The 25,398-nt window shown below is 62.8% G+C and carries 19 protein-coding genes and 1 tRNA gene; 3 read left to right on the forward strand and 17 right to left on the reverse strand.

From position 1 onward, the window contains the following. Positions 1-38 precede the first annotated feature (38 nt). From ACMGG8_RS06725 to ACMGG8_RS06770, 10 genes are all read right to left on the reverse strand, one after another. Positions 39-1,871: a S9 family peptidase gene (locus ACMGG8_RS06725; RefSeq protein WP_414159353.1), complete on the reverse strand. Its 1,833-nt coding sequence runs from the start codon at positions 1,869-1,871 to the stop codon at positions 39-41. Then, positions 1,837-3,003: a pyrroloquinoline quinone biosynthesis protein PqqE gene (pqqE, locus tag ACMGG8_RS06730; RefSeq protein ID WP_060844795.1), complete on the reverse strand. Its 1,167-nt coding sequence runs from the start codon at positions 3,001-3,003 to the stop codon at positions 1,837-1,839. Before pqqE ends, ACMGG8_RS06725 begins: the two co-directional genes overlap by 35 nt. Next, entirely contained in the window at positions 2,975-3,250 is a 276-nt protein-coding gene (gene pqqD, locus ACMGG8_RS06735; protein WP_016964625.1) for a pyrroloquinoline quinone biosynthesis peptide chaperone PqqD, read from the reverse strand. The genes pqqE and pqqD overlap by 29 nt, the downstream gene beginning before the upstream one ends. Further along, the gene (gene pqqC, locus ACMGG8_RS06740; RefSeq protein ID WP_060841392.1) at positions 3,247-3,999 is read right to left on the reverse strand and encodes a pyrroloquinoline-quinone synthase PqqC; all 753 of its coding nucleotides are present in this window, start codon (positions 3,997-3,999) and stop codon (positions 3,247-3,249) included. Before pqqC ends, pqqD begins: the two co-directional genes overlap by 4 nt. Before the next feature lie 74 nt (positions 4,000-4,073). Beyond that, the gene (pqqB, locus tag ACMGG8_RS06745) at positions 4,074-4,985 is read right to left on the reverse strand and encodes a pyrroloquinoline quinone biosynthesis protein PqqB (protein ID WP_414159354.1); all 912 of its coding nucleotides are present in this window, start codon (positions 4,983-4,985) and stop codon (positions 4,074-4,076) included. A gap of 103 nt (positions 4,986-5,088) precedes the next feature. Beyond that, positions 5,089-5,163 (reverse strand): pyrroloquinoline quinone precursor peptide PqqA, encoded by a 75-nt coding sequence (pqqA, locus tag ACMGG8_RS06750; RefSeq protein WP_003194766.1) that lies wholly within the window; start codon positions 5,161-5,163, stop codon positions 5,089-5,091. A 156-nt stretch (positions 5,164-5,319) separates the two neighbouring features. Further along, entirely contained in the window at positions 5,320-7,782 is a 2,463-nt protein-coding gene (gene pqqF, locus ACMGG8_RS06755) for a pyrroloquinoline quinone biosynthesis protein PqqF (RefSeq protein WP_414159355.1), read from the reverse strand. 48 nt (positions 7,783-7,830) lie between these two features. Continuing rightward, on the reverse strand, positions 7,831-8,625 hold the full coding sequence (locus ACMGG8_RS06760) for a carbon-nitrogen hydrolase family protein (protein WP_414159356.1): 795 nt from the start codon (positions 8,623-8,625) through the stop codon (positions 7,831-7,833). A gap of 98 nt (positions 8,626-8,723) precedes the next feature. Further along, positions 8,724-10,406, reverse strand: a complete 1,683-nt coding sequence (locus ACMGG8_RS06765) for a flavin monoamine oxidase family protein (RefSeq protein WP_047306368.1) — start codon at positions 10,404-10,406, stop codon at positions 8,724-8,726. 176 nt (positions 10,407-10,582) lie between these two features. Then, complete coding sequence (locus tag ACMGG8_RS06770; RefSeq protein WP_011063845.1) at positions 10,583-11,044, reverse strand: Lrp/AsnC family transcriptional regulator; 462 nt, start codon at positions 11,042-11,044, stop codon at positions 10,583-10,585. 206 nt (positions 11,045-11,250) lie between these two features. On the opposite strand from ACMGG8_RS06770, the gene ACMGG8_RS06775 reads away from it, so the two are divergent. Further along, positions 11,251-13,626, forward strand: a complete 2,376-nt coding sequence (locus tag ACMGG8_RS06775) for a glucose/quinate/shikimate family membrane-bound PQQ-dependent dehydrogenase (RefSeq protein WP_060841388.1) — start codon at positions 11,251-11,253, stop codon at positions 13,624-13,626. A gap of 180 nt (positions 13,627-13,806) precedes the next feature. On the opposite strand, the gene ACMGG8_RS06780 is transcribed toward ACMGG8_RS06775, so the two are convergent. Both ACMGG8_RS06780 and ACMGG8_RS06785 read right to left on the reverse strand, forming a co-directional pair. Continuing rightward, complete coding sequence (locus ACMGG8_RS06780; RefSeq protein WP_060841387.1) at positions 13,807-14,520, reverse strand: type 1 glutamine amidotransferase domain-containing protein; 714 nt, start codon at positions 14,518-14,520, stop codon at positions 13,807-13,809. Between the two features lie 221 nt (positions 14,521-14,741). Further along, positions 14,742-15,584, reverse strand: coding sequence for a type 1 glutamine amidotransferase domain-containing protein (locus tag ACMGG8_RS06785; RefSeq protein WP_060841386.1), 843 nt, complete (start codon positions 15,582-15,584; stop codon positions 14,742-14,744). Between the two features lie 116 nt (positions 15,585-15,700). Here ACMGG8_RS06785 and ACMGG8_RS06790 point away from each other — a divergent pair, with 116 nt between their 5' ends. After that, positions 15,701-16,606 carry a LysR family transcriptional regulator gene (locus ACMGG8_RS06790; protein ID WP_060841385.1) on the forward strand — a complete coding sequence of 302 codons (906 nt, stop codon included), beginning with the start codon at positions 15,701-15,703 and terminating at the stop codon, positions 16,604-16,606. 108 nt (positions 16,607-16,714) lie between these two features. Here ACMGG8_RS06790 and ACMGG8_RS06795 read toward each other — a convergent pair. The 4 genes from ACMGG8_RS06795 to dnaG form a co-directional block, all read right to left on the reverse strand. Next, positions 16,715-16,791, reverse strand: a tRNA-Ile gene (locus ACMGG8_RS06795). Between the two features lie 15 nt (positions 16,792-16,806). After that, on the reverse strand, positions 16,807-20,550 hold the full coding sequence (locus ACMGG8_RS06800; protein WP_414159357.1) for an EAL domain-containing protein: 3,744 nt from the start codon (positions 20,548-20,550) through the stop codon (positions 16,807-16,809). A 111-nt stretch (positions 20,551-20,661) separates the two neighbouring features. Next, entirely contained in the window at positions 20,662-22,509 is a 1,848-nt protein-coding gene (gene rpoD / locus ACMGG8_RS06805) for an RNA polymerase sigma factor RpoD (RefSeq protein ID WP_016967955.1), read from the reverse strand. A 67-nt stretch (positions 22,510-22,576) separates the two neighbouring features. Then, positions 22,577-24,550, reverse strand: coding sequence for a DNA primase (dnaG, locus tag ACMGG8_RS06810; protein WP_060841383.1), 1,974 nt, complete (start codon positions 24,548-24,550; stop codon positions 22,577-22,579). Here dnaG and ACMGG8_RS06815 point away from each other — a divergent pair. Continuing rightward, a complete protein-coding gene (locus ACMGG8_RS06815; RefSeq protein ID WP_159426288.1) occupies positions 24,549-24,695 on the forward strand; it encodes a hypothetical protein in 147 nt (48 codons plus the stop codon). The two genes, dnaG and ACMGG8_RS06815, sit on opposite strands and share 2 nt — an antisense overlap. A 336-nt stretch (positions 24,696-25,031) precedes the next feature. On the opposite strand, the gene rpsU is transcribed toward ACMGG8_RS06815, so the two are convergent. Continuing rightward, the gene (gene rpsU / locus ACMGG8_RS06820; RefSeq protein WP_002551877.1) at positions 25,032-25,247 is read right to left on the reverse strand and encodes a 30S ribosomal protein S21; all 216 of its coding nucleotides are present in this window, start codon (positions 25,245-25,247) and stop codon (positions 25,032-25,034) included. Positions 25,248-25,398: the final 151 nt, after the last annotated feature.

Raw genomic sequence — 25,398 nt, forward strand, 5'->3', positions numbered from 1 at the left:
TCCGGCCCGCCCGTTCCGCTGGAACGGGCGGGCCTTGCTCAAGGCTGCGCCTGCAGCACCTTCTGATAGAACCGCCACTCCTGCTCCAGGGCGTGAGCCTGGTTGTCCGCCTTGCGAAAGCCGTGGCGTTCATCCGGGTAGTAATGCGCCTCGGCGGCAATGCCCTGGTCCTTGAGTGCCTTGAGCATGTCGCGGGTTTGTTGCGGCACCACCACGGCGTCCAGCTCGCCCTGGAAAAACACCACCGGGACGCGGATGTCGCCGGCGTGCAGCAGCGGTGTGCGGGCCAGATAGCGCTGCCGGTCCTGCTGCGGATCGCCGATCAGCCAGTCCAGATAGTCGCCCTCGAACTTGTGCGTGGAACGGCTGAGGGCAATGGGGTCGCTGACCCCGTACAAGCTGGCGCCGGCGCAGAACACCTTGGCGAAAGCCAGGGCACAGAGGGTGGTATAGCCCCCCGCGCTGCCGCCACGGATGAATGCCTGCCGTGGGTCGATCAGCCCTTGCTGGTCCAGGTAGGACACCACCGCGCAGGCATCTTCCACATCCACTTCGCCCCAGCGCAGGTGCAGGGCCTGGCGATAGACCCGGCCATAGCCGCTGCTGCCCCTGTAGTTCAGATCGGCCACGGCGAAGCCGCGCTGGGTCCAGAACTGGATGCGCGGATCGAGTATCGGATAGCAGGCCGAGGTCGGACCTCCGTGGATGAACACCACCAGGGGCGGTCGCTTGACCCCGTTCATGGCCGGATAGAAGAAACCATGGGCCTGGCCATCGCCGCTGGGGTAGCACAGGGTTTGCGGACGGCTGATGTGTTCCGCCGGCAGCGGCGCCACGCCGCCGGCCAGTACCTGTACCTGCCGGGTTTCCCGCTTGATGGTGATCACGGCCGAGGGGCTGACGGGGGAGGCGGCGATGCAATACAGGTAGCGCTGATCCAGCGCCAGGCCGCGAAAGCGACTGTAGTCGCCGCTGAAGTCCTGTTGCGCACCGTCGGCGTGGTGCAGGCCGAGACGGCCGAAGCCATTCTCGGTCCAGCTGCCGAACCAGGCGTCACCGCCCAGGGGCATCCAGGTGCTGCAGCCCAGCTGCCAGGGCGCTGGCGCGTGGTCGGCCGCGGCACAGGGCAGCGGCCGCAAGCCGCTGCCGGATTCGGCCCAGGGTTGCCAGAAACCCTGGCGATCGGTCAGGCAGTAGAGTTGCTGGTCCTGGTCGAAGCGTGGCTGCTGCAGGGATTCCTGCTCGCCGTCCCCGGCTACGCAGCGCGGTTCACCCCAGGTGCCGTCGCCTTGGCGCTCGGCGAGCATCAGGCGAGTGCAGGTCCAGGGCTGATGAGGGCGATCCCATTCGATCCAGGCCAGGCGTTGGCCGTTGGCGCTCAAGGTCGGAGCGGCATAGAAGTCGGCCCCGGCGGCGAGCAGCTGCCGACCCCCGTCGCGGAGGCCGATGGCCACCAGCCGGTGCTCGTTGGCGCACTCTTCCACGGCCAGGACCTGATCGGCGTGAGCCTGCAGATCTCCGTAGCGGCAAGCGCCCCGGGTCAGGGCTTCTGGCGCGCCGCCGGCCAGGGGCTGGCGATACAGCTGCTGGTCTGCGTCATTGACGAACACCAGGTGTTCGCCGCTGATGCAGAAGGCGCCGCCGCCATATTCGTAGACCCGGCTGCGGGCGCTGAAACCCGCCGGGGTCAGGCAACGGGCCTGGCCTTGCTGCCAATGCCAGATCCGGCAACTGGCGTCTGCGGGACGGTATTCATTCCAGAACAGGCCGTGGGGCGTCAGTTGCAGTTCGGCAAAATCGGTTCCGGCGGCGGTGGCCTGGTTGGCGCTGAAGGGCTCAACCCTTGGCGATGAGGCGTGAGTTTCGTTCATTGCGAAAGGCCAGTTGCTCAATGGTTTGGGTGGCGGTTTCGGATTCTTCGCGGGCCTTGAGAATCATCCCGTGGTGTTCCGATTTGCTGCACACCGGGTCGGCATTGCTGGCATCCCCCGTGAGCATGAAGGCCTGGCAGCGGCAGCCACCGAAGTCCTTTTCCTTCTCGTCGCAGGAGCGGCACGGCTCGGGCATCCAGTCGTAGCCGCGATAGCGGTTGAAGCCGAAGGAGTCGTACCAGATGTGCTGCATGCTGTGGTCGCGCACATTGGGGAACTGCACCGGCATCTGCCGCGCGCCGTGGCAGGGCAGGGCGGTGCCGTCCGGGGTCACGGTGAGGAAGATGCTGCCCCAGCCATTCATGCAGGCTTTGGGGCGCTCTTCGTAGTAGTCCGGAGTGACGAAGATCAGTTTGCAGGGATGGCCCTGGGCTTCCAGCTTGGCGCGGTACTCGTTGGTGATGCGTTCCGCGCGCACCAGCTGCTCCTTGGTCGGCAGCAGGCCGACGCGGTTGAGCTGGGCCCAGCCGTAGAACTGGCAGGTGGCGAGCTCGACGAAGTCGGCTTCCAGGGCGATGCACAGCTCGATGATGCGGTCGATTCTGTCGATGTTGTGCCGGTGGGTGACGAAGTTCAGCACCATCGGGTAACCGTGGGCCTTGACCGCACGGGCCATTTCCAGCTTCTGCGCGAAGGCTTTCTTCGAGCCGGCCAGCAGGTTGTTCACCTGCTCGTCGCTGGCCTGGAAGCTGATCTGGATGTGGTCCAGGCCGGCTTTCTTGAAGTCGCTGATCTTCTGTTCGGTGAGGCCGATGCCGGAGGTGATCAGGTTGGTGTAGAAACCCAGCTTGCGCGCCTCGCCGATCAGTTCGGCCAGGTCTTGGCGCACCAGAGGCTCACCGCCGGAAAAGCCCAGCTGCGCGGCGCCCATCTCCCGCGCCTCGCGAAACACCTTGATCCATTGCTCGGTGCTCAGCTCCTTGCCCTGCTCGGCGAAATCCAGGGGATTGGAGCAGTAGGGGCATTGCAGCGGACAGCGGTAAGTCAGCTCGGCCAGCAACCACAGTGGCAGGCCGACTGGCGGTTTGTCGGGCACGACGGCTTCAGCCGAGTTCGATCCAGTGCTGGGCACGGGCGACCTCCATGAACTGCTCGATATCGTCACCGAGCTCGGCCACTCCGGGGAACTGCACCTGAAGCTCCTGGATGATCGCCGCCACGTCCCGCTCGCCGTCGATCAGGCCACCGATCAGTGCCGCGCTGTCGTTGAGCTTGATCATGCCTTCCGGGTACAGCAGCACGTGGCCCTTTTGCGCCGGTTCGTACTGGAAGCGGTAGCCGGGGCGCCAGCGTGGGGTCTTGCTGCGGTCGAAACTCATAGAGGGATCCCTTTATGCCAGACCCGCTGATCGGTAACGCTGTGATAAGGCGGGCGGTTCAGTTCATAGGCCATGCTCATGGCGTCGAGCATGCTCCAAAGGATGTCCAGTTTGAACTGGAGAATTTCCAGCATGCGTTCCTGGCCGGCACGGGTGGTGTAGTGCTGCAGGGTGATGGCCAGGCCGTGTTCCACATCGCGCCGGGCCTGGCCCAGTCGGGTGCGGAAGTACTCGTAGCCGGCCGGGTCGATCCACGGGTAATGCTGGGGCCAGCTGTCCAGGCGCGATTGGTGGATCTGTGGGGCGAACAGCTCGGTCAGCGAGCTGCTGGCGGCCTCCTGCCAACTGGCGCGGCGGGCGAAGTTGACGTAGGCGTCCACGGCGAAGCGCACTCCGGGCAGTACCAGTTCCTGGGAACGCAGTTGCTCCGGGTCCAGGCCCACCGCCTGGCCCAGGCGCAGCCAGGCCTCGATGCCGCCGTCCTCACCGGGGGCGCCGTCGTGGTCCAGCAGGCGCTGGATCCACTCGCGGCGAACTTCCCGGTCCGGGCAGTTGGCGAGGATCGCCGCATCCTTCATTGGGATGTTCACCTGGTAGTAGAAGCGGTTGGCGACCCAGCCCTGGATCTGTTCGCGGCTTGCCCGGCCTTCATACATCGCCACGTGATAGGGGTGATGGATGTGGTAATAGGCGCCCTTGGCGCGCAGTGCCTGCTCGAACTCGGCAGGGGACAGGGGGGTGTCGGTCATGTGTGTTCTCCGGGGGGCTGTCCTTTCGCGGGCAAGCCCGCTCCTACGCAAAGCGAGCTTGTAGGCGATATGGCCTACAGCTCAATACTCATTCCGTCGTAAGCCACTTCCACCTTTCGACGTACCAGTTCGGCACGTTCGGCGGAGTCTTCGTCGAGGATCGGGTTGGTGTTGTTGATGTGGATCAGCACCTTGCGCTGGCGGGGCAGTTGCTCCAGCACCTCGAGCATGCCGCCGGGACCGTTCTGCGCCAGGTGGCCCATTTCCTGGCCGGTGCGGGTGCCGACGCCACGGCGCTGCATTTCATCGTCTTCCCACAGGGTGCCGTCCACCAGCAGCATGTCGCTGGCGGCCATGATCTCCAGCAGGGGCGCATCGACTTTGCCCAGGCCCGGGGCATAGAAGAGTTTGCCGCCGCTGCGCAGGTCTTCGACGATCAGGCCGATGTTGTCCCCCGGGTGCGGGTCGAAACGGTGCGGAGAATAGGGCGGCGCCGCGCTGCGCAGGGGCAGCGGCGTGAAGCGCAGGTTGGGGCAGGCGGGGATGCTGAAGCTCTGGTCCAGTTCGATGCGGTTCCAGTTCAGGCCGCCGTTCCAGTGGCTGAGTATCTTGAACAGCGGAAAGCCGGTGCTCAGGTCTTCGTGGACCATGTCGGTGCACCAGACCTGATGCGGACAGCCTTCACGCAGGCTGAGCAGGCCGGTGGTGTGATCGATCTGGCTGTCCATCAGGATGATGGCGCCGATTCCGCTATCGCGCAGGGCCCGGCCCGGTTGCATGGGGGCGAAGCCCTGCAGTTGGGCGCGGATGTCCGGGGAGGCGTTGCACAGTACCCAGTTCACCCCGTCATCGGAAATGGCGATGGACGATTGGGTGCGGGCCTGGGCCCGCAGGCTGCCGTCGCGAAACCCTGCGCAGTTCACGCAGTTGCAGTTCCACTGCGGAAAACCACCGCCGGCGGCGGAACCTAGAATCTGGACAAACATGGACACTCCCGGGGTGACGACGTGAACAAGGTGGGCAACTGAAAATAAAAACGCCCCGGACGGGCCGAGGCGTTGCGCTGCGTGTTTCGGCCAGAGGCAGAAATCAGCGGCTGGCGAAGTACATGGTGACTTCGAAGCCGATACGCAGGTCGGTGTAAGCAGGTTTGGACCAGGTCATAAAAATGCTCCTTTGAGGTGGGTGGGACGGGTATTGCCTATACATATAGTCCACCTCCGGCGGGAGATGTTCAGATGCTTAGGGGGCTATCTTACTAAATTCCCGCAAAAGGTTGCCTGCAAATCTTAAGAAAGCTCATTGCAGCGCCGGTAATGATCATTGCGCCACTTGCCAAGGGGCTCCCGGGCAAGGCCCGGTGGCCAGTATTGTCCAGCCACCGGCCGCCGCCTGCAGGGCCTGGGCGGCCTGAATCACGGTGTCGGGCGTGAGGGCCAGGATGCTGGCGTGCAGTTGCGTCAGGTAATCCGACGGATGGCCGGCCAGTCGCGCCTGCCAGAGCCATTGCGCAGCCTGTTCCAGGGGCAGCAGCGAGGCCTGGAACTGCTGGGCCAAAGCCTGTCGCTGTTCGTTCCAGAACGCCTCGTCGAGCGTGCGCAGATGCTCCGGCCATTGCTGGAGAAATTGCTCCACGTGCTGAAGGATTTCGCTGAGCGTCGCGCTGGGCGATTGCACGCCGAACAGCAGGCCGGTCTGGCCGTTGCGCTGGCGCACGGCGCTGAACACCGCATAGCCCAGCTGCAACTCCACCCGCAGGCGTTGATAGAACGGCGTCTGGCAGAGCTGGCCCAGCAGGCGCCAGGCTGCTTCATCGGCCAGTTGCGCGCCGGGCGTGGGGCAGAACAGCAACAGCGCCTGTTCCCCGGCATCTCCGGGCAGGCTCTGCCAGCGGCGGACGGCCTCGGCTGCCGGCGGCTGGCAGAGCCCGGCATCCGCACTGCCGGGCATCCGCTGCAGCACCCGACCGAGGGCCTCCTGAATGCCTGCGGGCAACCCCAGGGCCAGGCCATCCCAGCGGGCGTCGGCCCACAGTGCTTGCAGATCCGATGCCTGCGTGTAGCGGGCGTCGGTGGCTTGTGGCTGCTCGCTGAAGGCCTTGAGCAGCCGCCGGATTGGCATCAACGGTGCTTCGTCGGGGGCGGCAGGGTTCTTCTGCCAGAACGAGTCGACGGGCTGGGTCAGTTGTATCAAGGCCTGTTGCAGCACCGCCGGTAGGGGGGGCTGCAGGCCGCTGAGTGTCAGCAACCAGTCTTCGCCAGCGCTGGCAAAGCTCAATTGCACACCGGCCTGGGCGGCGTCGCTGCGCAGGGGCGCGAGGCTGTGCTGCAGCCGTTCGTGCAAGTCGGCCGGAGCGGGCGAGGCCAGGCGCCAACGTAGAATCAGGGCCCCTTCATGACCGTCCGTGGGCAGGGCCTGGCTCAGGTGCAGTGCCGAGGTTTCTCGGCGGCTTCGCGAGCGATCCTGCGCGAAGGTGCGCAGCCCGCGGTGTGCACTGGTCTGTCCACGAATCAGTCCCGCCCGCGGCGCCTCGGCAGCGCTGCGCAGGAAAGGGTTGGCCGCTGGCAGGCGCCATTCGCTGCTGAAGTTATCCACAACCTGGGGCTGCAACTGCGCAAGCACCGCCTTGAGCGCCGCGAGCCCCTGCGCATTCAGCTCACCGATGCTCTGGCGGCTGTCCCGCTGGGCCAATGCCAGAGCACTGGCGACCTGCAACGGGCGTTGTTGCAGCAAGGCATATTCCTCCCGCAGCTCGGGCCAATCGCCCTGGGTCCTGAAGAAGCCCAGCCAGTCTCCGAGCAGCTCGCTGACCTGGGCCGCGGCTGTCGTTGCCCGGGTGCTTAGGGTCACCTGCAGGTGCAACAAGGCCTGCCCGGCAAATTCATACAGCGTCTGTGCCTTCAGGCCCTGGGCCAACTGGCGTTGCTGGAGCCCGGCAAGCAGCCCTCCCGGCTTGGCCGATTGCAGCCAGGTACAGAGAAAGTCCAGGGCGGGTGCTGCGCCGTCGGGCAGTTGTTCGAAGGCGAACAGCAGGTCCAGGCGTTGTGCCTCGAGCTGTTGATAGCTGCGGGTGCCGCTCGGCAACAGCGCGGGAGGTCGGCGCTGCTCAAGATGCCGGCCCTGGGCCAGAGTCGCGCCGTAGCGTTCGGCCAGTTCGCGAAGTTCTTCCATAGGCTGGGGGCCGACCAGGCTCAGGGTCATTTGCCCGGCCTGGTAAAACTTTTGATGAAACTGCTGTAGCGCTTGCTGAAAACCGCGGCTGGCCAGGTTCAGGCTGTAACGGTTGCCGGCATGGAAGGCCCGCAGCGGATGAGCGCCAGACAGACCGTCGAACAGCGCGAACTGACGCTGCGCCGCCTGATCCCGGGACCAGGCGATAAATTCCGCGTGCAGCACTTCCCGCTCCCGGCGCTGGTCGTCAAGGTCCAGGCGCGGGTGGGCGAGCATGTCGCACAGGCGTTCCAGGCCGGCGGCAAGAGCACTGGGCGGCAGCTCGAAGAAGAACTCGGTCGCGCGCTCACAGGTCTTGGCATTGAGCTGTCCGCCCTGGTTTCGCACATGGGCCATCAGCCCTTGTTCGGCAGGAAAGCGCTCGGTGCCGAGAAACAGCAGGTGCTCCAGAAAGTGCGCCAGCCCCGGCCACGCCGCCGGCGCATCGTGGCTGCCGGCGCAGACCCGCAGTGCCGCGGCGCAACGTTTCAGGTGAGGGGCATGACGCAGGGACACCCGCAGGCCGTTGGCCAGGGTTTGCAAGTGAGGCAGGGGGTGGTTCAGCGCGGGCATGAGCACTTCCAGAACAGAGAGGCGCCCATGCTAGCGGATATGGGCGGATCAGCGCTTGCTCAGGTCGTCGTATAGCTCGGGGCGACGATCGGCAAGGTAGCGGTTCAGCGCCCGGGATTGGTTCATCAGCGTACGATCCAGGGTGCCGATGATCAGGGCTTCGTCCAGCCCGGCCAGGGCGATCCGGCTGCCGTCGGGGGCGGCGATGGAGCTTTGGCCGCAATAGCGGATCTGCTCTTCCCGGCCGCAGTAGTTGGCGTAGGCCACATAGCACTGGTTTTCGAAGGCCCGGGCGCGAATCGTCACATCGGCGACGAAGTCGTAGGGAATCATGTTTGCCGTCGGCACCAGGATCAGCTCGGCACCGGCCAGGGCCAGGCGTCGGGCGTTCTCCGGAAATTCGATGTCGTAGCAGATCAGGAAGCCGAGCTTCCAGCCGTTGAGCTCCACCAGGGGGAAGTCATCCGCACCGGCGCTGAACATCGAGTGATCCAGATCACCGAACAGATGAGTCTTGCGGTAGTTGCACAGGCGCTGGCCCTGGGCGTCGATCAACTGCACGGCGTTGTAGATCTGGCCGTCGCTGCTGCGCTCCGGGTAGCCGTAGAGAATCGCCGTGCCGGCGGCCTGGGCGATGGCGGCGATGTGCTGGGCCGAGGGGCCGTCCTGGGCCTCGGCCAGGGCGCCGACCGCTTCGGCGCCGATGTTGTAGCCGCTGAGGAACATCTCCGGCAGCACCAGCAAATCGGCATCCGTGGCCTCCATGGCCACCCGGTGCAGGCGCTGCAGGTTACCGGCCACATCCAGTGGCGCGGGCGGGCACTGGTACAAGGCGACGTGCATGGTCTTCACTCCTCTGACTGACTGGCCGACCACTGTAGCGGCTGGCGCAGGCGGCGATAAGCCCCGCCAGGGACTTGCCGCGCGCCATGGCCCGTTGCTCAGTCCGCCAGGGCAATCGGTCCGATTTCGTGGAACACGTCCCCCGGTCCCGGGTTCTCGGGATGGGTGGCGCCGCCGAAGTGCTTCATGATGCCCCACACGGCGTTGAGCGAGGTCTGCACCGCGCCCTCGACCCAGGCCGGGGTCCAGGACACGTCATCGCCGGCGATGAAGATGCCGCGCTGTTCGGCCGGCATGTCGTCCTGCATGAAGTGCGCGTACATGCGCTGGTTGTAGCGGTAATGGCCCGGCAGCGCGCCCTTGAAGGCACCGAGGAAATGCGGATCGGCCTCCCAGGACACGGTGATCGGGTCGCCGATGATGCGGCTGGCGATGTCGACTTTCGGGTAGATCTTCTTCAAGGCGTCCAGGGCCAGCTTCACGCGCTTTTCCACCGGCTGCGGGAGCATCTTCAGGGCGTCGCTCATCCACGAGTAGGACAGGCAGATCACCCCCGGCTTGTCGTCGCCGTTGTCGAACAGGTAGGTGCCGCGGGTCAGGCGGTCGGTGAGGGTCATGCTCATCAGGTCGCGGCCGGTTTCCGGGTCCTTGTCCTTCCAGAACGGCCGGTCGACCATGACGAAGGTCTTCGACGACTGCATGTAGCGGGTGCGGTCCAGGGCCATCCACATCTTCTGCGAGAACAGCGACTCTTCGCATTCGATCTGGGTGGTCAGCAGCCAGCTCTGGCAGGTGGTCAGGACCGCCGCGTATTCCCGGGTATCGCCCCAGTTGTCGGTGACACTGAAGCGGCCGTCGGCGGCCCGGGCAATGCGCTTGACTCCGGTGCGTGGCGCGCCATGGTGCAGCGAGCTGAGGCTGGTGCCGGCCGGCCAGTGGGCGCAACGCTCCGGCACGTGGCGCCAGATGCCCAGGGGCACCTGTTCGACGCCGCCGACCACCAGATGCTGGTGATCGTCGCAGTTGGTCATCACCACGCGGAAGATTTCCAGCATCGAGTTGGGGAAGTCCGAGTCCCAGCCGCCGGTGCCGAAGCCCACCTGGCCGAACACTTCACGATGGTGGAATGACAGTTTGGCAAAGGCCTTGGAGGTGGCGACGAAGTCGTAAAAGGTGCGGTCGTCCCACAGCGGCACCAGGGTGTTCCACAGCTCCTTGAGGCGCGGCACGTCGCGATCGCGGATGGCTTGCTGGATCTCGCTGAAGCGCGAGCCGTCCTCCAGGGCGTCGGCCCAGGCGTCGGCGACTTCCTGGAACAGGGCCGGCAGGTCGGCGAGTTTCTGGGCGTAGTGGGTCTGGCCTTCGAGATCGATGACCGTGCTGCCCGACGCCGGGGTCAGCGGGTTGGGGAAGGGCTTGGTCTCAAGGCCGAGCTTGTCGACGTAGTGATAGAAGGCCGTGGACGACACCGGAAAGCGCATGCCACCGAGTTCGGCGATGATGCCTTCGGCGCCTTCGAAGGCCTGGGAGCGCAGGCGGCCGCCCATTTTCGACGCTTCATAGACCACCGGCTTGAGGCCCAGCTTCATCAGTTCGTAAGCGGCGACCAGGCCGGCGATACCCGCGCCGACGATGGCCACTTCGGTGCCGTGCTGGGCTTCGGGGATGCTGCCCAGGCCGGCGGGGTGCTCGATCCAGTCGTCGAAGGCGAAAGGAAAATCCGGGCCGAAGATGGTGATCGGTTTTTTACCGTCTGCAGGATGGCGATTGTTCTTGTTCATGGCTGACCTTGGCGGGCGGCTCAGCAGAGTGCTGAGTATAGGAAAAGATGGCAGCCATTCTAGAGAGGGAGAAACACGTAAATAAGACGCAAACTGTCGTCGTTATGCATTGTTATTTATCAACCTGACGAATAGATGATTCAGATTGACGATGGAGCGCTTTCAGCTGTGGGGCTTCAGAGCGCATGCCCGCGATCGATCTTGCTGCTGAGGATGATCGAGGTGGTGGTCTTTTCCACGCCGTCGACGCTGCCGATCTGGTCCAGCAATTGGTCCAACTGTTCCGGCGAGTCGGTGCGCAGCCAGGCCACGTAATCGAACTCGCCGCTCACCGCGCACAGTTGCTGGACCTGAGCCATGCCGCTCAGGCGCCGCAGCACTTCCTTGCCGGAGCGCGGCTGGACCTTGATCCCCACATACGCCTGCAAGCCGCCGTCGACCACCCTCTGACCCAGGCGCACGCCGTAGCCGGTGATGACCCGGGTCTTTTCCAGGCGCGCCAGACGCGAAGTCACGGTGGTGCGAGCAATACCCAGCTGCCGGGCCAGCATGGCCACGCTTTCGCGGGCATTGATCTGCAGGGCGGCGATCAGTTGGCGATCGACTTCATCAAGAACGGGAGGGCGGCTATCGGACAAGGGGGGCTCCAGCACGGCTATCGAGGGAGCGAGCATGTTACAGCCTCGGGCAAACCCTGGCTGCTGCTGCCGATTGTCTGTTCTGGCCAGGGACTGAGCTTTCGCCATCGGGACTTTTTTTGAAACAAATAGCCTGCGACAAGTTGTCATAAGTAACCAGTTAGTACATTCTCGCAACCTAGTTTTACAAATGGCAGAGGTTTGACATGAAAAACACGGGGGCTGCCACCGGCAGCCGATGGCTCCTGGCGGGGTTGGGCATTCTGATTGCCCTGATCGGGCTGGGCCTGGCGGGAGGTGGTGGCTATCTCCTGAGTCTGGGAGGCAGCGCCTATTTCCTGTTGATGGGCCTGGCGATGCTGGTGTCCGGCATTCTGATTGCCCGGGCCAATCCTCGTGGCGCCAGGCTGTACGGCGTGGCCCTGGTGCTGACCGCGATCTGGGCGGTCTGGGATGCCGGCTTGGAATACTGGCCGCTGGTTTCGCGGGTGCTGACCTTTGCCGTGATCGGCCTGGTGGTGGCGCTGATCTATCCGACCCTGATGCGCGCCTCCGGTGCCCGCGCCGGGCGTGCGGCTCATGGGCTGGCGGGGCTGCTGGGCGTTGGCATAGTGGCGACCCTGGCCTACATGTTCGTGCCGACCCATGTGGTCAAGGCCGACAGCGTACCGGCCATCCAGCCGGTGGCTCCCGCCGAGCAGCAGAAAGACTGGGCCCACTGGGGCAACACCACGGCGGGCAACCGCTTTGCTGCCCTGGACCAGATCAACAAGGGCAATATCGGCCAACTGCAAGTGGCCTGGACCTTCCGCACCGGTGACCTGCCCCAAAGCACCGGCGCCGGCGCCGAAGACCAGAACACCCCGCTGCAGATCGGCGATACCGTCTACACCTGCACCGCCTACGGCAAGGTGTTCGCCCTGGACGCCGACACCGGCGCCGAGCGCTGGAAGTTCGACCCGCAAGGCTATGCACCCAACTGGCAGCGCTGCCGTGGCTTGGGCTATTTCGACGCCTCCGCGGTCCCGGTAAGCCAGTCCTCGGCGCCCGCCGCTGCTCCTGCGGCTTGCACCAGGCGCCTGTTCCTGCCGACCGGCGATGCGCGCCTGATTGCGCTCGATGCTGAAACCGGCAAGCCCTGTGAAGACTTCGGCCACCAGGGCACGGTCGATCTGAAAACCGACATGGGCGAGATCAAGCCGGGTTACTACCAGCAAACCTCGACGCCTCTGGTGGCGGGCACTGTAGTGATCGTGGGCGGCCGGGTGGCGGACAACTTCTCCACGGGCGAGCCGCCAGGCGTGGTGCGGGCTTTTGATGTGCGCAGCGGCGAGCTGATGTGGGCCTGGGACCCGGGCAACCCGGCCACCACCAAACGTCCGCCGGCGGGTGAAACCTATACCCGTGGCACCCCGAACGTCTGGTCGGCGATGTCCTATGACGCCAAGCTGGGCCTGGTGTACCTGCCCACCGGCAACGCCACGCCGGACTTCTTCGGCGGTCAGCGCAGCGAGTTCGATGACAAGTGGAGCTCCTCGGTCGTCGCTCTCGACGTGAAGACCGGCCAGGTGCGCTGGCATTTCCAGACCACCCACCATGACCTCTGGGATTTCGACCTTCCGGCGCAGCCGCTGCTGTACGACATTCCGGACGACAAGGGCGGCGTGCAACCGGCATTGGCCCAGGTCACCAAACAGGGCGAGATCTTCCTGCTCAACCGCGAAACCGGCAAGCCGATTGCCCGGGTCGAAGAGCGTCCGGTGCCCCAGGGCAATGTGCCGGGGGAGCGTTATTCGCCGACCCAGCCGTTCTCGGTGGAAATGCCGTCGATTGGCAATCAGACGCTGACCGAGTCCGACATGTGGGGTGCAACTCCGTTCGACCAGTTGCTGTGCCGCATCCAGTTCAAGGGCATGCGCCATGAGGGCGTGTACACCCCGCCTGGCCTGGATCACGCACTGCAGTTCCCCGGCTCCCTGGGTGGCATGAACTGGGGCAGCGTGTCGGTGGACCCGACCAGCCACTACATGTTCGTCAACGACATGCGCCTGGGCCTGGCCAACTACATGATCCCTCGGGAGCAGATTGGCGCCGGTGCCAGTGGCATCGAAATGGGCGTGGTGCCCCAGGAAGGCACGCCGTTCGGCGCCATGCGCCAGCGCTTCCTCTCGGCGGTGGGCATTCCCTGCCAGAAGCCGCCGTTCGGCACCATGTCGGCCATCGACCTGAAGACCCGCAAACTGATGTGGCAGGTGCCGGTGGGCACCGTGCAGGACACCGGCCCGCTGGGGATTCGCATGCACCTGCCGATCCCGATTGGCATGCCGACCCTGGGCGCGTCCCTGGCGACCCAATCCGGCCTGCTGTTCTTCGCCGGCACCCAGGACTTCTACCTGCGGGCCTTCGATACCGGCAACGGTAATGAAATCTGGAAAGCGCGTCTGCCAGTGGGCAGTCAGTCGGGGCCGATGACTTACGTATCGCCCAAGACCGGGCGCCAGTACATCCTGCTCACGGCCGGTGGCGCACGGCAGTCGACCGATCGCGGTGACTATGTGATTGCCTACGCGCTGCCCAAATAAGGACAGCCGGCGACACAGTGAAAAGCCGCGCAATGCGCGGCTTTTTCATGGGGGCAAGAAATGGCTGGCGATGGTGGTGGTGCCCAGGGGCCTGCCTTGGCGTTGTCAGTATTAGCAGGTCTGAATTTGAGCTGACCACTAATGGTGCAGCGTTAAGTCGGCATCCGGGTTAATTCTGCATCAGCGATAACAGCTTGGCTGAACGAGCAGCAGATCGCGTAGCGCTTCACCCACTCCGGTGGCGGATTGAGGGTTTTGTCCCGTGACGAGCCGACCATCGACCACCACGTTGGCAGTCCAGTTTGCTGCGCCGTGATGATGCGCACCACGCGCACTCAGGGTGCTGGCCAGCAAGAAAGGCACGATGTTGTCGAGCTTGACCGCACGTTCTTCGTCGTCGGTAAACGCACTGAGGTTTTTGCCGGCAACCAGGTAGCTGCCATCGCTGAGCGTCACGTTCACCAGTGCCGCGGGGCCGTGACAGACTGCGGCCACTGCACCACCGGCTTCGAAGAGGTCGCGGGTCATGCTTTGCACGGCAGGGCTAGTCGGGAAATCCCACATCGCACCGTGGCCGCCGGTAAAGAAGATAGCGGCGTACTTCGACGCATCCAGGGCGTCCAGGCGTTGTGTGTTGGCAATGGCGGCGCGAAAGCGACTGTCGTTCCAGTAGCGTGCGTTGGTGACATCATTCAGGTCGAGACCATCGACCGGAGGTTCGCCGCCCTGGATCGAGGCGAACTCGATTGTAAAGCCGGCCGCTTCGAGTACGGCAAGCGGGTGGGTGACTTCGGCGAGGTAAAAGCCAGTTGGCTCGCCACCATCGCCTTTGCTGGCGTGGCTGGTGAGGACCATCAATAGTGGTTTGTGTTGGTTTGCGGATGAGGGCGTCATGATTTTTTCTCTAGAGTTCAAGCTGAAGGAGCAATGCCGGTGGCAGTGCCCACTGGCACAGTCGGGGAATTCGCTGGAGCGGCTGAGCCGCAAATGTTGTCGTTAGAAAGTCGCTTTACCGACTGACGCACCGGTAATAAGGAAAGTGTGAGGTTTCATTACAGTGCTCCAAATACCCGTCAGAAACCGGGGTCGAGGGAGGGCGCAGTGCTGCAGTCGTGTTATTTCAATCGATCGAGCAGTGCCTTGCCGACCTCAATGGCCGAGGCTGGATTCTGGCCAGTGATCAACTCGCGATCGATGACCACATTAGGCGTCCAATTGGAAGTGTTGCTGCGGTACACCCCACCGGCTTGTTCCAGCGCGGTTTGCGGGTAGAACTTCATAACACCACCGTTGAGCAGACCTTTGGCTTCTTCCTCTTCCTTATTGCTGATAACGGTCATCTTGTAGCCCGCATAAATCCAGTCGGCGCTGCCCCTCTCAGGTTTCGCACTCTGGAGTTGGCGGGTGAATTTTTCGGCGTCAGGCAAGGTCGACAGCAGGGCGATCGGGCCATGGCAGACGAGTGCGGTGGTCTTGTCTTGTCCATGGAAATTCGCCAGCAAGCGACCCAGCTGACGGCTGTGGAGCAGGTCCTGCATGGGGGCGTGGCCGCCGGGAATGTAGACCGCATCAAAGTGCGCATAACCGATCTGCTCTACCCGAGAAAGGCTGATGACCGGTGACTGTTCCGGCAAGGTCAGTTTCAGTTGGTCAAGCAAGTTCTTATAGGTCTGAAGCGCTGCCTCATCGTTGTTGAAGTACATTTTATCGATGGACGTTTTGTCCACTGTCGGCGCGTTGCCGTTCGGGGTGGCAAAGGTGACGTTATGGCCAGCGTCGAGCAGCATCTTTACCGGTTGCAAAAGCTCGTTCAGGTAGAAGCCGGTGGCAAAGACCTTGCCGTCCTTCAAATCGAGCTTCGCCGAATCGGAAAGCACCACAAGCACGTTGTCAGCGCTGGCTGCCAGGCTGGTGCTGGCGAGGGCCATGGCTAATGCAATACGGGTCAGTTTTCTCATGTCGTGTCCAGAATTTATCGGGCGAACGGTTGCCGCCCCTGCCTGGATACTCTATTGATGTATGATTTGGCGATAAACTACCTAAAATGGAATTCATTTGGACTTTGTAGGCAATAATGGCGCGTAGATTTGACCATCTTGGGGATGTGGAAGCCTTTATTCGCGTGGTGGAGCAGGGCACTGTCAGTGCTGCAGCCACTGCCCTGGCGACCACGCCTTCGGTGCTCAGCCGGGCGTTGACGAGGCTCGAGTCGCGCCTTGGCGTGCAATTGTTGCGACGTACTACCCGAAGGCTCAGCCTGACAGACGCCGGCAAGTTGTACCTGGAACAAACCCGTTTGGCCTTTTCACAGATTGAAGAGGCGGAGCGCAATATTTGCGGCCAGGAAGGCGAGTTGAGCGGGCGCGTTCGGATGAGCGTCCCAACGACTTACGGGCATCATCGTCTGCCACCGCTGCTCAGTGAGTTTGCCCGGCAATACCCGGCTGTGCGGGTGGAACTGAGCATCACCAATCGCAATGTCGACCTAGTCGCCGAAGGCTACGATCTGGCGATTCGTCTGGGGCAGTTGCCGGACAGTGGTCTGGTGGGCCGCAAACTGGAAGATGCGCGGCTTTGCCTCGTCGCGTCTCCCCAATACCTGGCTCGCGCCGGCATCCCTACGACGCTTGAGATGTTAGGCGAGCACGTTTGTCTGCCATTCATCATGCCCAGCAGTGGCAAGGTCGGATCGTGGTTGTTCTGTCTTGACGGGAAAAATATCGAATGGCTACCGCAAGCCAATGTGGAGGTTTCGGATGATGTTCTGGGGATCGTTTCGCTGGCGGAAAGCGGTCTGGGCATCTGCCAGACCTATGATTTCATCGTCCGGGACAAAATTCAGCGCGGGCAATTGGTGGAAATACTTGCGCAATTGAGTGGGCGCAGTCGGCCGTTCTCGATTATTTACCCGCCTCACCGGCAATTGTCAGCCGCATCCCGGGCGCTGATCGAGTTCATCCTGGACAACACCCAAGCCTGAGCGATTCAAGCGGCTGATGTGGACGTTTTGTGGACGGTTAGCAGATTTTAATTCGAGGTCTTTCGAACCGTAGAAGCGCGAAAGCCGCGCATTGCGCGGCTTTCAATTTGGTGGGCCCACACGGACTTGAACCGTGGACCAAAGGATTATGAGTCCTCTGCTCTAACCAACTGAGCTATAGGCCCTCAGCAGGCGGCGAATTATAACGATGGTTTCTCGGCTGTGCTATCCGAAAAATCGGAAACCCGGATCCGCAGGAAGGCCGCACAGAACTCATCTGCCTCAAGGGGCAGGCTGACGATATAGCCCTGGATCTGCTCGCAGCCTTCCTGGGCGAGGAAGGTCTGCTGGTCATGGTCTTCCACCCCTTCGGCGATCACCGTGAATTGCATGCTGCGGCCCAGGGCGATGATGGCGCGGACGATGGCCACGTCGTGGGGGTCGTCCGGCAGGCCACGGACGAAGGACTGGTCGATCTTGAGGAAGTCCAGGGGCAGGCGCTTGAGGTAGCTCAGGGACGAGTAGCCGGTGCCGAAGTCGTCGATGGCCAGTTGCACCCCCAGGCGCTTGAGCTGGTGCAACACCTCCAGGGCTTCTTCGGCCTGGCTCATGATGAAGTTCTCGGTGATCTCCAGCTGCAGCAAACCAGGCTGCAGGTCGTAGTCGCGCAGCAGTTGTTCGATGCGGCCCAGGAGATTGGGTTGGCGCAGTTGCGCGCCGGCCAGGTTCACCGACAGTGGTCCGAAGTGCTCGTAGTGCTGGTTCCAGCTATGCAGGTGCTGGCAGGCCTGTTCCAGGACCCAGTCGCCGATCAGCAGGATCATGCCGTTTTCTTCGGCCAGAGGAATGAAGTGCTCGGGCGGGACATCGCCGAAGGTGGGGTGGTGCCAGCGGATCAGCGCCTCGGCGCCCACCAGTTCATGGTTGCTGAGGCTGATCTTGGGCTGGAAGTACAGCGACAGCTCATCGCGTTCGATGGCCCGACGCAGTTCGTGTTCCAGGGCCACCCGCTCGCTGGCCTGGGCGGTCAGGTCGCGGGTGTAGCGTTCCACGCGGTTGCGGCCCTTGGCCTTGGAGCGGTACATGGCGGCATCGGCGTTCTTGATCAGGGTGGCGACGTCGCAACCGTCCTTGGGGTAGAGGCTGGTGCCGATGCTGGCGCTGATGAAGAACTCATGTTCACCGGCCTGGAACGGCGCGGTGAAGCAGTTCAGCAACTTGGTGGCGATGTGGTCGGCATCGCTGGCCTGGTGCAGCCCGGGCAGCAGGATGATGAATTCGTCCCCGCCCAGGCGAGCCACGGTGTCGATGTCTCGTAGCTGTTCCTTGAGGCGCACGGCGATGCCCTTGAGCAGCAGATCGCCCACCGGGTGGCCGAGGCTGTCGTTGATGTGCTTGAAGCGATCCAGGTCGAGGAACAGCACCGCGCCCTGGCCGCCGCTGTCCTGCTGGCCGTTGAGCGCGGCCAGCAGGCGACTTTCGAACAGGGTGCGATTGGGCAGGCCGGTCAGGGGGTCGTGGTGGGCCTGATAGTCGAGCCGTGCCTGGGCGTGCTTGAGGCTGGAGATATCGGCGAACACCGCCACGAAATGGGTGATCTGCCGCTCCTTGTTGCGCACGGCGTTGATGGTCAACCAGTTGGGGTAGAGCTCGCCGTTCTTGCGGCGGTTGGAAATCTCGCCCTGCCAGTGGCCTTCCAGGGTCAGTTGATGCCACATCGCGGCGTAGAAGGCGCTGTCGTGCAGCCCCGATGCCAGCAGGCGCGGGGTCTGGCCCAGGGTTTCACTTTCGCTGTAGCCGGTGATTTCGCTGAAGGCCCGATTGACCGCGCTGATGCGCTGCTGGGTATCGGTGATCATCACGCCCTCGGCGGTGCTTTCAAACACTGTGGCGGCCTGTTGCAGTTTTTCCTGCATTTGCTGGCGATCGGTAATGTCCCGGGCAATGGTCAGCATGCAGTCTTCTTCGCCGATGGGCAGCGGCCGGCTGGACAGCTCGCAAAGGCGGATCTGGCCATCGTTGCGGCGAATATGGCAACGGAAGTCGCGGACGTAGCCGTCGCGTTGCAGCAGATCGAGCATCTGTTTGCGTTCGTTGAGATTGACCCAGATCCCCAGTTCCAGAGTCGAGCGGTCCAGCGACACGGCGCTATTGAAGCCGGTGATGCGACTGAAGCCCTCGTTGACCTCGATCAGCAGGCCATCGCGCTGGCGGCTCAACAGCAGTCCGTCCGGGGAGGCGTGGAAGGCTTTGGCGAACTTCTCTTCGGAGGTCTGCAGTTGCTGCTGGGTTTCCTTGAGCTGGCTGATATCGCGCACCACCACCACCAGCGCCGGGGTGGTGTCGAGGTCAAAGGGCTCGGCGGAGATCAGCCCGGTGAACAGCTGGCCACCGTGGCGGCGAAAGGGCATCTCCAGGTTGCGGATGCTGCCGGCCTGCAAGCGCTGCAAGAGGCTGGGGCCGACCCCCGGGATCCCCCAGATGTTCAGCTCGGTGGCGGTCTGGCCGATGACCGTTTCGGCACTCAGGCCGATCTGTTCCTCGAAGGCCTTGTTGACCTCCAGCAGGCAGCCGTCGGACAGGCGTGCGATGACCAGGATGTCCGGGCACTGCTGGAACACCGAAGCGAACTTCTGCTCGGACAGGCGTAGCGCTTCTTCGGTGTGCTTGGCTTCGCTGATGTCGATCATCAGCCCGCGCATCACCGGTTCCTGGCCGTGCTCGATCAGGCTGACGATGTCGCGTACCCAGAGACAGCGACCGTCGGCGGTGATCACCCGGTAGTCGAGGCTGTGGTCGCGCCCGGCCTGGACCTCGTGGTCGCAGAACGCCTGGGCCCGGGTCAGGTCGGCGGGGTGGATGATGTTGCGCCAGAACCCGGGAACCAGCCAGTGAGCCAGGGGATAGCCCAGCAGCGCTTCGGCGTGGGGCGAGACGTAGCTGTAGGTGAAGTCGCTGACGCGGGCTTCCCAGGCGATGGCGGACAGGCTCTCCACCAGGCTGCGATAGTGGTATTCGCTGCTGCGCAGCTCCTGTTCCAGGGCCACCCTGCGGGAGATCTCCGAGCTCAGGCGGCGGTTGATACGGATCACCACCGCGAGCACGGTGACCAGCAGGAGCAGCCCGGGCAGCCCGTAGAGCAGCACGTCGGACCAGAAGGTTCGATGGTCGAGCACGCTGCCGACCCAGTGTTGCTGAATGGCACTGATTTCATCGGGGCTGAGGTCGGCCAGCACCTTGTCGAGAATGCCCACCAGGATCTTGCTGTCGCGCGGGACGCCCATCGCCAACTGGTAGCGATAGGGGGTTTCGCCGCTGACATACAGGCCCTCGAGCTTGAGCTGGCGCAGGCTCCAGACGCTGGAGGCCAGGTCACCGACCACGGCGTCCACTTCGTCGGTGGCCAGGGCCTGCAGTGCGGAACTGATGTTGGGCAGGGCGACCAGGTTCAGGTCCGGATGATGGGTGCGCAGCAGTTCGTGGGGGGCGTAGTTTTCCACCACGGCCACTTTCAGGCCGTAAAGGTCCTGAAGGTTGCGCGGTTGCGCACCGCCGCTGTGGGCGAGGATGACGATGGGAAAATCAAGGTAGGGGCGGGTGAACGCCATGTAGCTCTGGCGCTCCGGGGTCGACATGATCCCGGGCAGCAGGTCCAGCTTGCCCTGCTTGGCGTCCTCGAGCACCTCGGTCCAACTGGCGGGCTCGATGGGCGTCAGGCTCACCGACAGGCGTTCCTGGATCAGGTGGATGTAGTCCGCTGCAAGGCCCTGGTAGCGACCTTCCTCGTCTCGATATTCGAATGGCGGCCAGGAGGCATCTACCCCCAGGCGCAGTTGCGGGTGAGCCTTGAGCCAGCCACGTTCTTCATCGGTGAGAGTCAGCGCGCCAGCCGTTGCCGTCCAGGTAAGCAGCGCCAGCAGTAGCATGGCCGACAGTCTGGGCATAACCGTCTCGTTATGGCACGGGGAATGTTTCGAGTGTAGACGGGCTATGCGGCGAGGGAGAGCGAGGATCTGCAAAAAGCAAAACCCCCAGCTGGGCTGGGGGTCTTGGGCTTACTCGTCGAGGAAGGAGCGCAGATGCTCGCTTCGCGTCGGGTGGCGCAGCTTGCGCAGCGCCTTGGCTTCGATCTGACGAATCCGTTCACGGGTCACGTCGAACTGCTTACCAACCTCCTCGAGGGTGTGGTCGGTATTCATGTCGATGCCGAAGCGCATGCGCAGGACCTTGGCTTCACGGGCAGTGAGGCCGGAGAGTACTTCGCGGGTCGCTTCTTTGAGGCTCTCAACGGTGGCCACATCGATTGGCGACTGCATGGTCGAGTCTTCGATGAAGTCGCCCAGATGGGAGTCTTCGTCATCACCGATCGGGGTTTCCATGGAGATCGGCTCTTTGGCGATCTTCAATACCTTGCGGATCTTGTCCTCAGGCATTTCCATGCGTTCGCCCAGCTCTTCCGGCGTCGGTTCACGACCCATTTCCTGCAGCATCTGCCGGGAAATGCGGTTGAGCTTGTTGATCGTCTCGATCATGTGCACCGGAATACGGATGGTGCGGGCCTGGTCGGCAATCGAGCGAGTGATCGCCTGACGGATCCACCAGGTGGCATAGGTCGAGAACTTGTAGCCGCGACGGTATTCGAACTTGTCCACCGCTTTCATCAAGCCGATGTTGCCTTCCTGGATCAGATCGAGGAATTGCAGGCCACGGTTGGTGTACTTCTTGGCGATGGAGATCACCAGACGCAAGTTGGCTTCAACCATCTCTTTCTTCGCGCGGCGGGCCTTGGCCTCGCCGATCGACATGCGACGGTTGATGTCCTTGATCTCGGCGATCTTCAAGCCGGTTTCGACTTCAAGAGCGGTCAGCTTCTGCTGGCAACGGATGATGTCCGGCTGCAGGCGGGCAATGGCTTCGGCGTATTTGGTCTTGCCTTTGGCCAGGGCGTCGGTCCAGCTTTCATCCACTTCGTTGCCCGGGAACTGGCGCAGGAAGTCGGCACGCGGCATGCGGGCATCACGCACGCAGAGCTGCATGATGGCGCGCTCTTGCTGACGCAGGCGATCCAGGGCGCTGCGTACACGTTCAACCAGGCCTTCGAATTGCTTCGGAACCAGTTTGATCGGCATGAACAATTCGGCCAGGGCCAGCATTTCGGCGATGGCTTGCTTGTTCTCGCGGCCGTGCTTCTTCAGCGCCTTGCGGGTGATCTCCATCTGATCGGCGACAGCGCCAAAGCGCTGTGCGGCGATAACAGGATCCGGACCGCTTTCGGCTTCTTCTTCGTCTTCGGTGGCTTCAGCTTCTTCGTCGTCGCTGTCGTCATCCGCCTTCGCGGTTTTGGTGTCGACAGGCGGCGGCACTTCGGCGGCAGGCGGCGTAATACCGTCGTCCGGATCGATGTACCCGCTGAGAACGTCAGACAGGCGGCCACCTTCGGTGGTGACGCGAGTGTATTCGGCGAGGATGTGATCAACCGTGCCAGGGAAGTGCGCGATTGCGCCCATCACTTCACGGATGCCCTCTTCGATACGCTTGGCGATTTCGATTTCGCCTTCACGTGTGAGCAGCTCTACCGTGCCCATTTCGCGCATGTACATGCGCACTGGGTCGGTAGTGCGACCAATGTCGGTTTCCACAGCCGCCAACGCTGCGGCGGCTTCTTCAGCTGCTGCTTCGTCGGTGTCGGCTTCGGCCAACAAAAGGGCATCCGCATCCGGAGCACTCTCGAATACGTTGATCCCCATGTCGTTGATCATGCGGATGATGTCTTCCACCTGTTCCGGATCTGAAATATCCTCCGGCAGGTGGTCGTTGACCTCCGCGTAAGTCAGGTAACCCTGCTCACGTCCACGGCTGATCAACTCTTTGAGGCGAGACTGCTGTTGCGCTTTTCCGGACATAACACCCTATCCACTGAAGGTCTTGGCGGGCAAAAAACAAGCCGAGGATTATACCCGAGCTATGACCTCACGCGCCAGTTGAGGTCGGGTTCGATGCGGGAACATTGCGTTTTAAAAGCTCAACCAGCTGAATTTTCTCTTCGCTGCTGAGCTCGCTTTGACGCGATTTCCTGAGAAGTTGGTCTAAAACACGCTCGCGTTGGCGAGCGGACAAGCTATTAATGGTGTCGAAAAACTGTTGTTCAAGGTTATCTCCGTCGATCAACCACTCTTTTTCTGCCAGGGCAGTCAGCAGGTGGCCCTGCTGAGTGCCGTGCCAGCGCGCCATCAACTGATGAATAGAGCGTAGCTTAGGATTTTTCTGCACGGCTTCGATCAGGGCGACCAGCAACTGTGTATTGATGTTGTCGTCATCGGCAAAGTGCCCGGCATCTTCAACTTTTTCTGCCAACTGCGGGTGATGCAGCAAGGTGCGCAGGGCTGCCAGTGTCGGAGGCTCCACCGCTGCTGGGACCCGCGGGCCCCTGGGCTGGTCGCGATCGCCCTGGCGCTTGCCCTTGCCGTTCTTGTCCCAGGGCTTGTTTTCCCACTTCTTGCCGCCGCCATTTTTCTTCGGCGTCCACTCCTGTTGAGGGACGTAGGTTTCCTGGTGGGGCTCATGGTAGTCGGCGTAATCCGGCATTGCGTCGTAATCAATGCCGGCGTCGTAGGCTGGCGGCGCTTCCGGCGCGGCGTTGTGGACCAGTTGCGTGACGGTTTCGCTGGTCAGGCCGGTGATCTCGCTGAGGCGCTGGCGCATCAGGGTGCGCAGGTTGGCGCCAGGGATCTTTTCGATCAGCGGCGCAGCCAGCGTGGCCAGGTGGGCCTTGCCTTCCAGAGAGCGCGGGTCTGCTTCGTCGATCAGTTGCTGGAAAAAGTAATCCGCCAACGGCTGTGCGTGCTGATTGATCCGCGCGCGGAAGGCGTCGGTGCCTTCGGAGCGCACCAGGGTGTCCGGGTCTTCGCCTTCCGGAAGGAACAGGAAACGTGCGCGGCGTCCGTCCTGCAGGCAGCTCAGGGTGGCTTCCAGGGCGCGCCAGGCGGCCTTGCGTCCGGCCTGGTCGCCGTCGAAGCAGAACAGTACGTTGGGCACGATGCGGAACAGGCGCTTGAGGTGCTCCTCGCTGGTGGCGGTGCCCAGGGTCGCGACGGCATTGCGCAGCCCTTGCTGGGCCAGGGCAATCACGTCCATGTAGCCCTCGACGACGATGATTTCGTCGAGGTTGCGGTTGTTCTTGCGGGCCTCGTACAGGCCGTAGAGTTCCTGGCCCTTGTGAAACACCGGGGTTTCCGGGGAGTTCAGGTATTTGGGTTTGTCGTCCCCCAGCACCCGGCCGCCAAAGGCAATGATCCGGCCGCGGGTATCGCGGATGGGAAACATCACCCGGTCGCGAAAGCGGTCATAGCGTTTGCCGGTCTCGGCGTTTTCAATCAGCAGGCCGGCGTCGATCATGGCTTTTTGCTGCAGGGTGTCGCTGCTCAAGTGCTTGAACAGGTTGTCCCAGCCGGGCGGGGCGAAGCCCAGGCCGAAGTCGCGGGCGATCTCGCCGGTGAGGCCACGTCCCTTGAGGTAGTCCACCGCCGCCTTGCGCGCCGGGTGGCTTTTCAGGGCCTGGCGATAGTAGTCGGCAGCGGCAGTGAGCAGGGGATAGAGCGGGGAGTCCGTGGGCTGTCGGGGTTTGCGTTGGCCGCGAGTGCTTTCCTCGCGGGGAATCTCCATGCCGGCGGCTTTCGCCAGTTCCTCGACGGCCTGGGGGAAGTCCAGGTTGTCGTGGTCCATGATGAAGCCGAGGGCGTTGCCGCCCGCGCCACAGCCGAAGCAGTAGTAGAACTGCTTGTCGGGGCTGACGCTGAAGGAGGGGGTCTTTTCCTTGTGGAACGGGCAGCAGGCGGTGTAGTTCTTGCCGGCTTTCTTGATCTGCAGGCGCGAGCTGACGACATCGACGATGTCGGTGCGGTTCAGAAGGTCGTCAATAAAGCTCTGGGGAATGAGCCCGGCCATGGCGTTCTCGTCATCACTGCGGGAAAAAATAGCCCTGGCGACGCTGTCGAAAGACCGGATGCAGCGAGGCGTGAAGGTGGCGCGGCTCGGTCCGGGTTTTCGGCGTGATCGCAGTCGGGAAGTGTATCTGCCGAACGTCCACTGACGTTAGTTTCTATCAGTATTCGACTATTTGAAGGTATTGCGCTGAGTCCGACAGTGGCCTTTGGGTGGCCTCGGATAGCTCATTAAGCGGGCGCCGGAGAAGTGCGCCTTGGGCTGATCGTCTGTAGGAATCAGTAAGGGTGTGCTCGTCAGTAGCCTTGGAAGGCTCGTCAGAAAAGACGTGCACCGCTGGCAAGAGCCAGGTCTGACGTGGTGAAGCAGATTCGTCTGGGTCGCATGGGCGGCTTCGACGGTGAAGCATCAAGCGTATTCCGCAAATGCCATTAGCCCGGCTGAGGGCCGGGCTTGGCAGAAGCTTGCAGCGAACGTCTGTGTATTAGTACAGACGTACGGCGCGGCGCTGTTCGCGCTGAACTTTCTTGGCGTGACGCTTAACAGCAGCAGCTGCTTTGCGCTTACGCTCGGAAGTCGGCTTCTCGTAAAATTCGCGGCTACGAACTTCAGCCAGAACACCGGCTTTTTCGCAGGAGCGCTTGAAACGACGCAGAGCTACGTCGAAGGGTTCGTTCTCTTTAACTTTGACGGCTGGCATCCAGAGCTACCTTCATTCATTACCGGGGTCAACGTTCTCGTCGCAAAAATCGCGGCTGAGGTCGTCGGTTTTTAAGGGTTGCGGATGTTAACCCCTCAACGCTCGGAATGCAAAGCCTCTGATCGAAAACCGCTGGTCGGGCGCGGGAGTG

This window comes from Pseudomonas sp. BNK-45 (assembly GCF_047456255.1).
Classification (GTDB): Bacteria; Pseudomonadota; Gammaproteobacteria; order Pseudomonadales; family Pseudomonadaceae; genus Aquipseudomonas.

Excerpts from the sequence above, each read along its gene's own strand:
- ACMGG8_RS06725 (WP_414159353.1), bottom strand. The coding sequence starts at position 1,871 with ATGAACGAAACTCACGCCTCATCGCCAAGGGTTGAGCCCTTCAGCGCC.
- ACMGG8_RS06790 (WP_060841385.1), top strand. The coding sequence starts at position 15,701 with ATGGCGCGTAGATTTGACCATCTTGGGGATGTGGAAGCCTTTATTCGC.
- pqqC (WP_060841392.1), bottom strand. The coding sequence starts at position 3,999 with ATGACCGACACCCCCCTGTCCCCTGCCGAGTTCGAGCAGGCACTGCGC.
- ACMGG8_RS06775 (WP_060841388.1), top strand. The coding sequence starts at position 11,251 with ATGAAAAACACGGGGGCTGCCACCGGCAGCCGATGGCTCCTGGCGGGG.
- ACMGG8_RS06800 (WP_414159357.1), bottom strand. The coding sequence starts at position 20,550 with ATGCCCAGACTGTCGGCCATGCTACTGCTGGCGCTGCTTACCTGGACG.
- pqqB (WP_414159354.1), bottom strand. The coding sequence starts at position 4,985 with ATGTTTGTCCAGATTCTAGGTTCCGCCGCCGGCGGTGGTTTTCCGCAG.
- rpsU (WP_002551877.1), bottom strand. The coding sequence starts at position 25,247 with ATGCCAGCCGTCAAAGTTAAAGAGAACGAACCCTTCGACGTAGCTCTG.
- ACMGG8_RS06785 (WP_060841386.1), bottom strand. The coding sequence starts at position 15,584 with ATGAGAAAACTGACCCGTATTGCATTAGCCATGGCCCTCGCCAGCACC.
- pqqD (WP_016964625.1), bottom strand. The coding sequence starts at position 3,250 with ATGAGTTTCGACCGCAGCAAGACCCCACGCTGGCGCCCCGGCTACCGC.
- ACMGG8_RS06780 (WP_060841387.1), bottom strand. The coding sequence starts at position 14,520 with ATGACGCCCTCATCCGCAAACCAACACAAACCACTATTGATGGTCCTC.
- ACMGG8_RS06765 (WP_047306368.1), bottom strand. The coding sequence starts at position 10,406 with ATGAACAAGAACAATCGCCATCCTGCAGACGGTAAAAAACCGATCACC.
- rpoD (WP_016967955.1), bottom strand. The coding sequence starts at position 22,509 with ATGTCCGGAAAAGCGCAACAGCAGTCTCGCCTCAAAGAGTTGATCAGC.
- pqqF (WP_414159355.1), bottom strand. The coding sequence starts at position 7,782 with ATGCCCGCGCTGAACCACCCCCTGCCTCACTTGCAAACCCTGGCCAAC.
- ACMGG8_RS06760 (WP_414159356.1), bottom strand. The coding sequence starts at position 8,625 with ATGCACGTCGCCTTGTACCAGTGCCCGCCCGCGCCACTGGATGTGGCC.
- ACMGG8_RS06815 (WP_159426288.1), top strand. The coding sequence starts at position 24,549 with ATGGCGTTCTCGTCATCACTGCGGGAAAAAATAGCCCTGGCGACGCTG.
- dnaG (WP_060841383.1), bottom strand. The coding sequence starts at position 24,550 with ATGGCCGGGCTCATTCCCCAGAGCTTTATTGACGACCTTCTGAACCGC.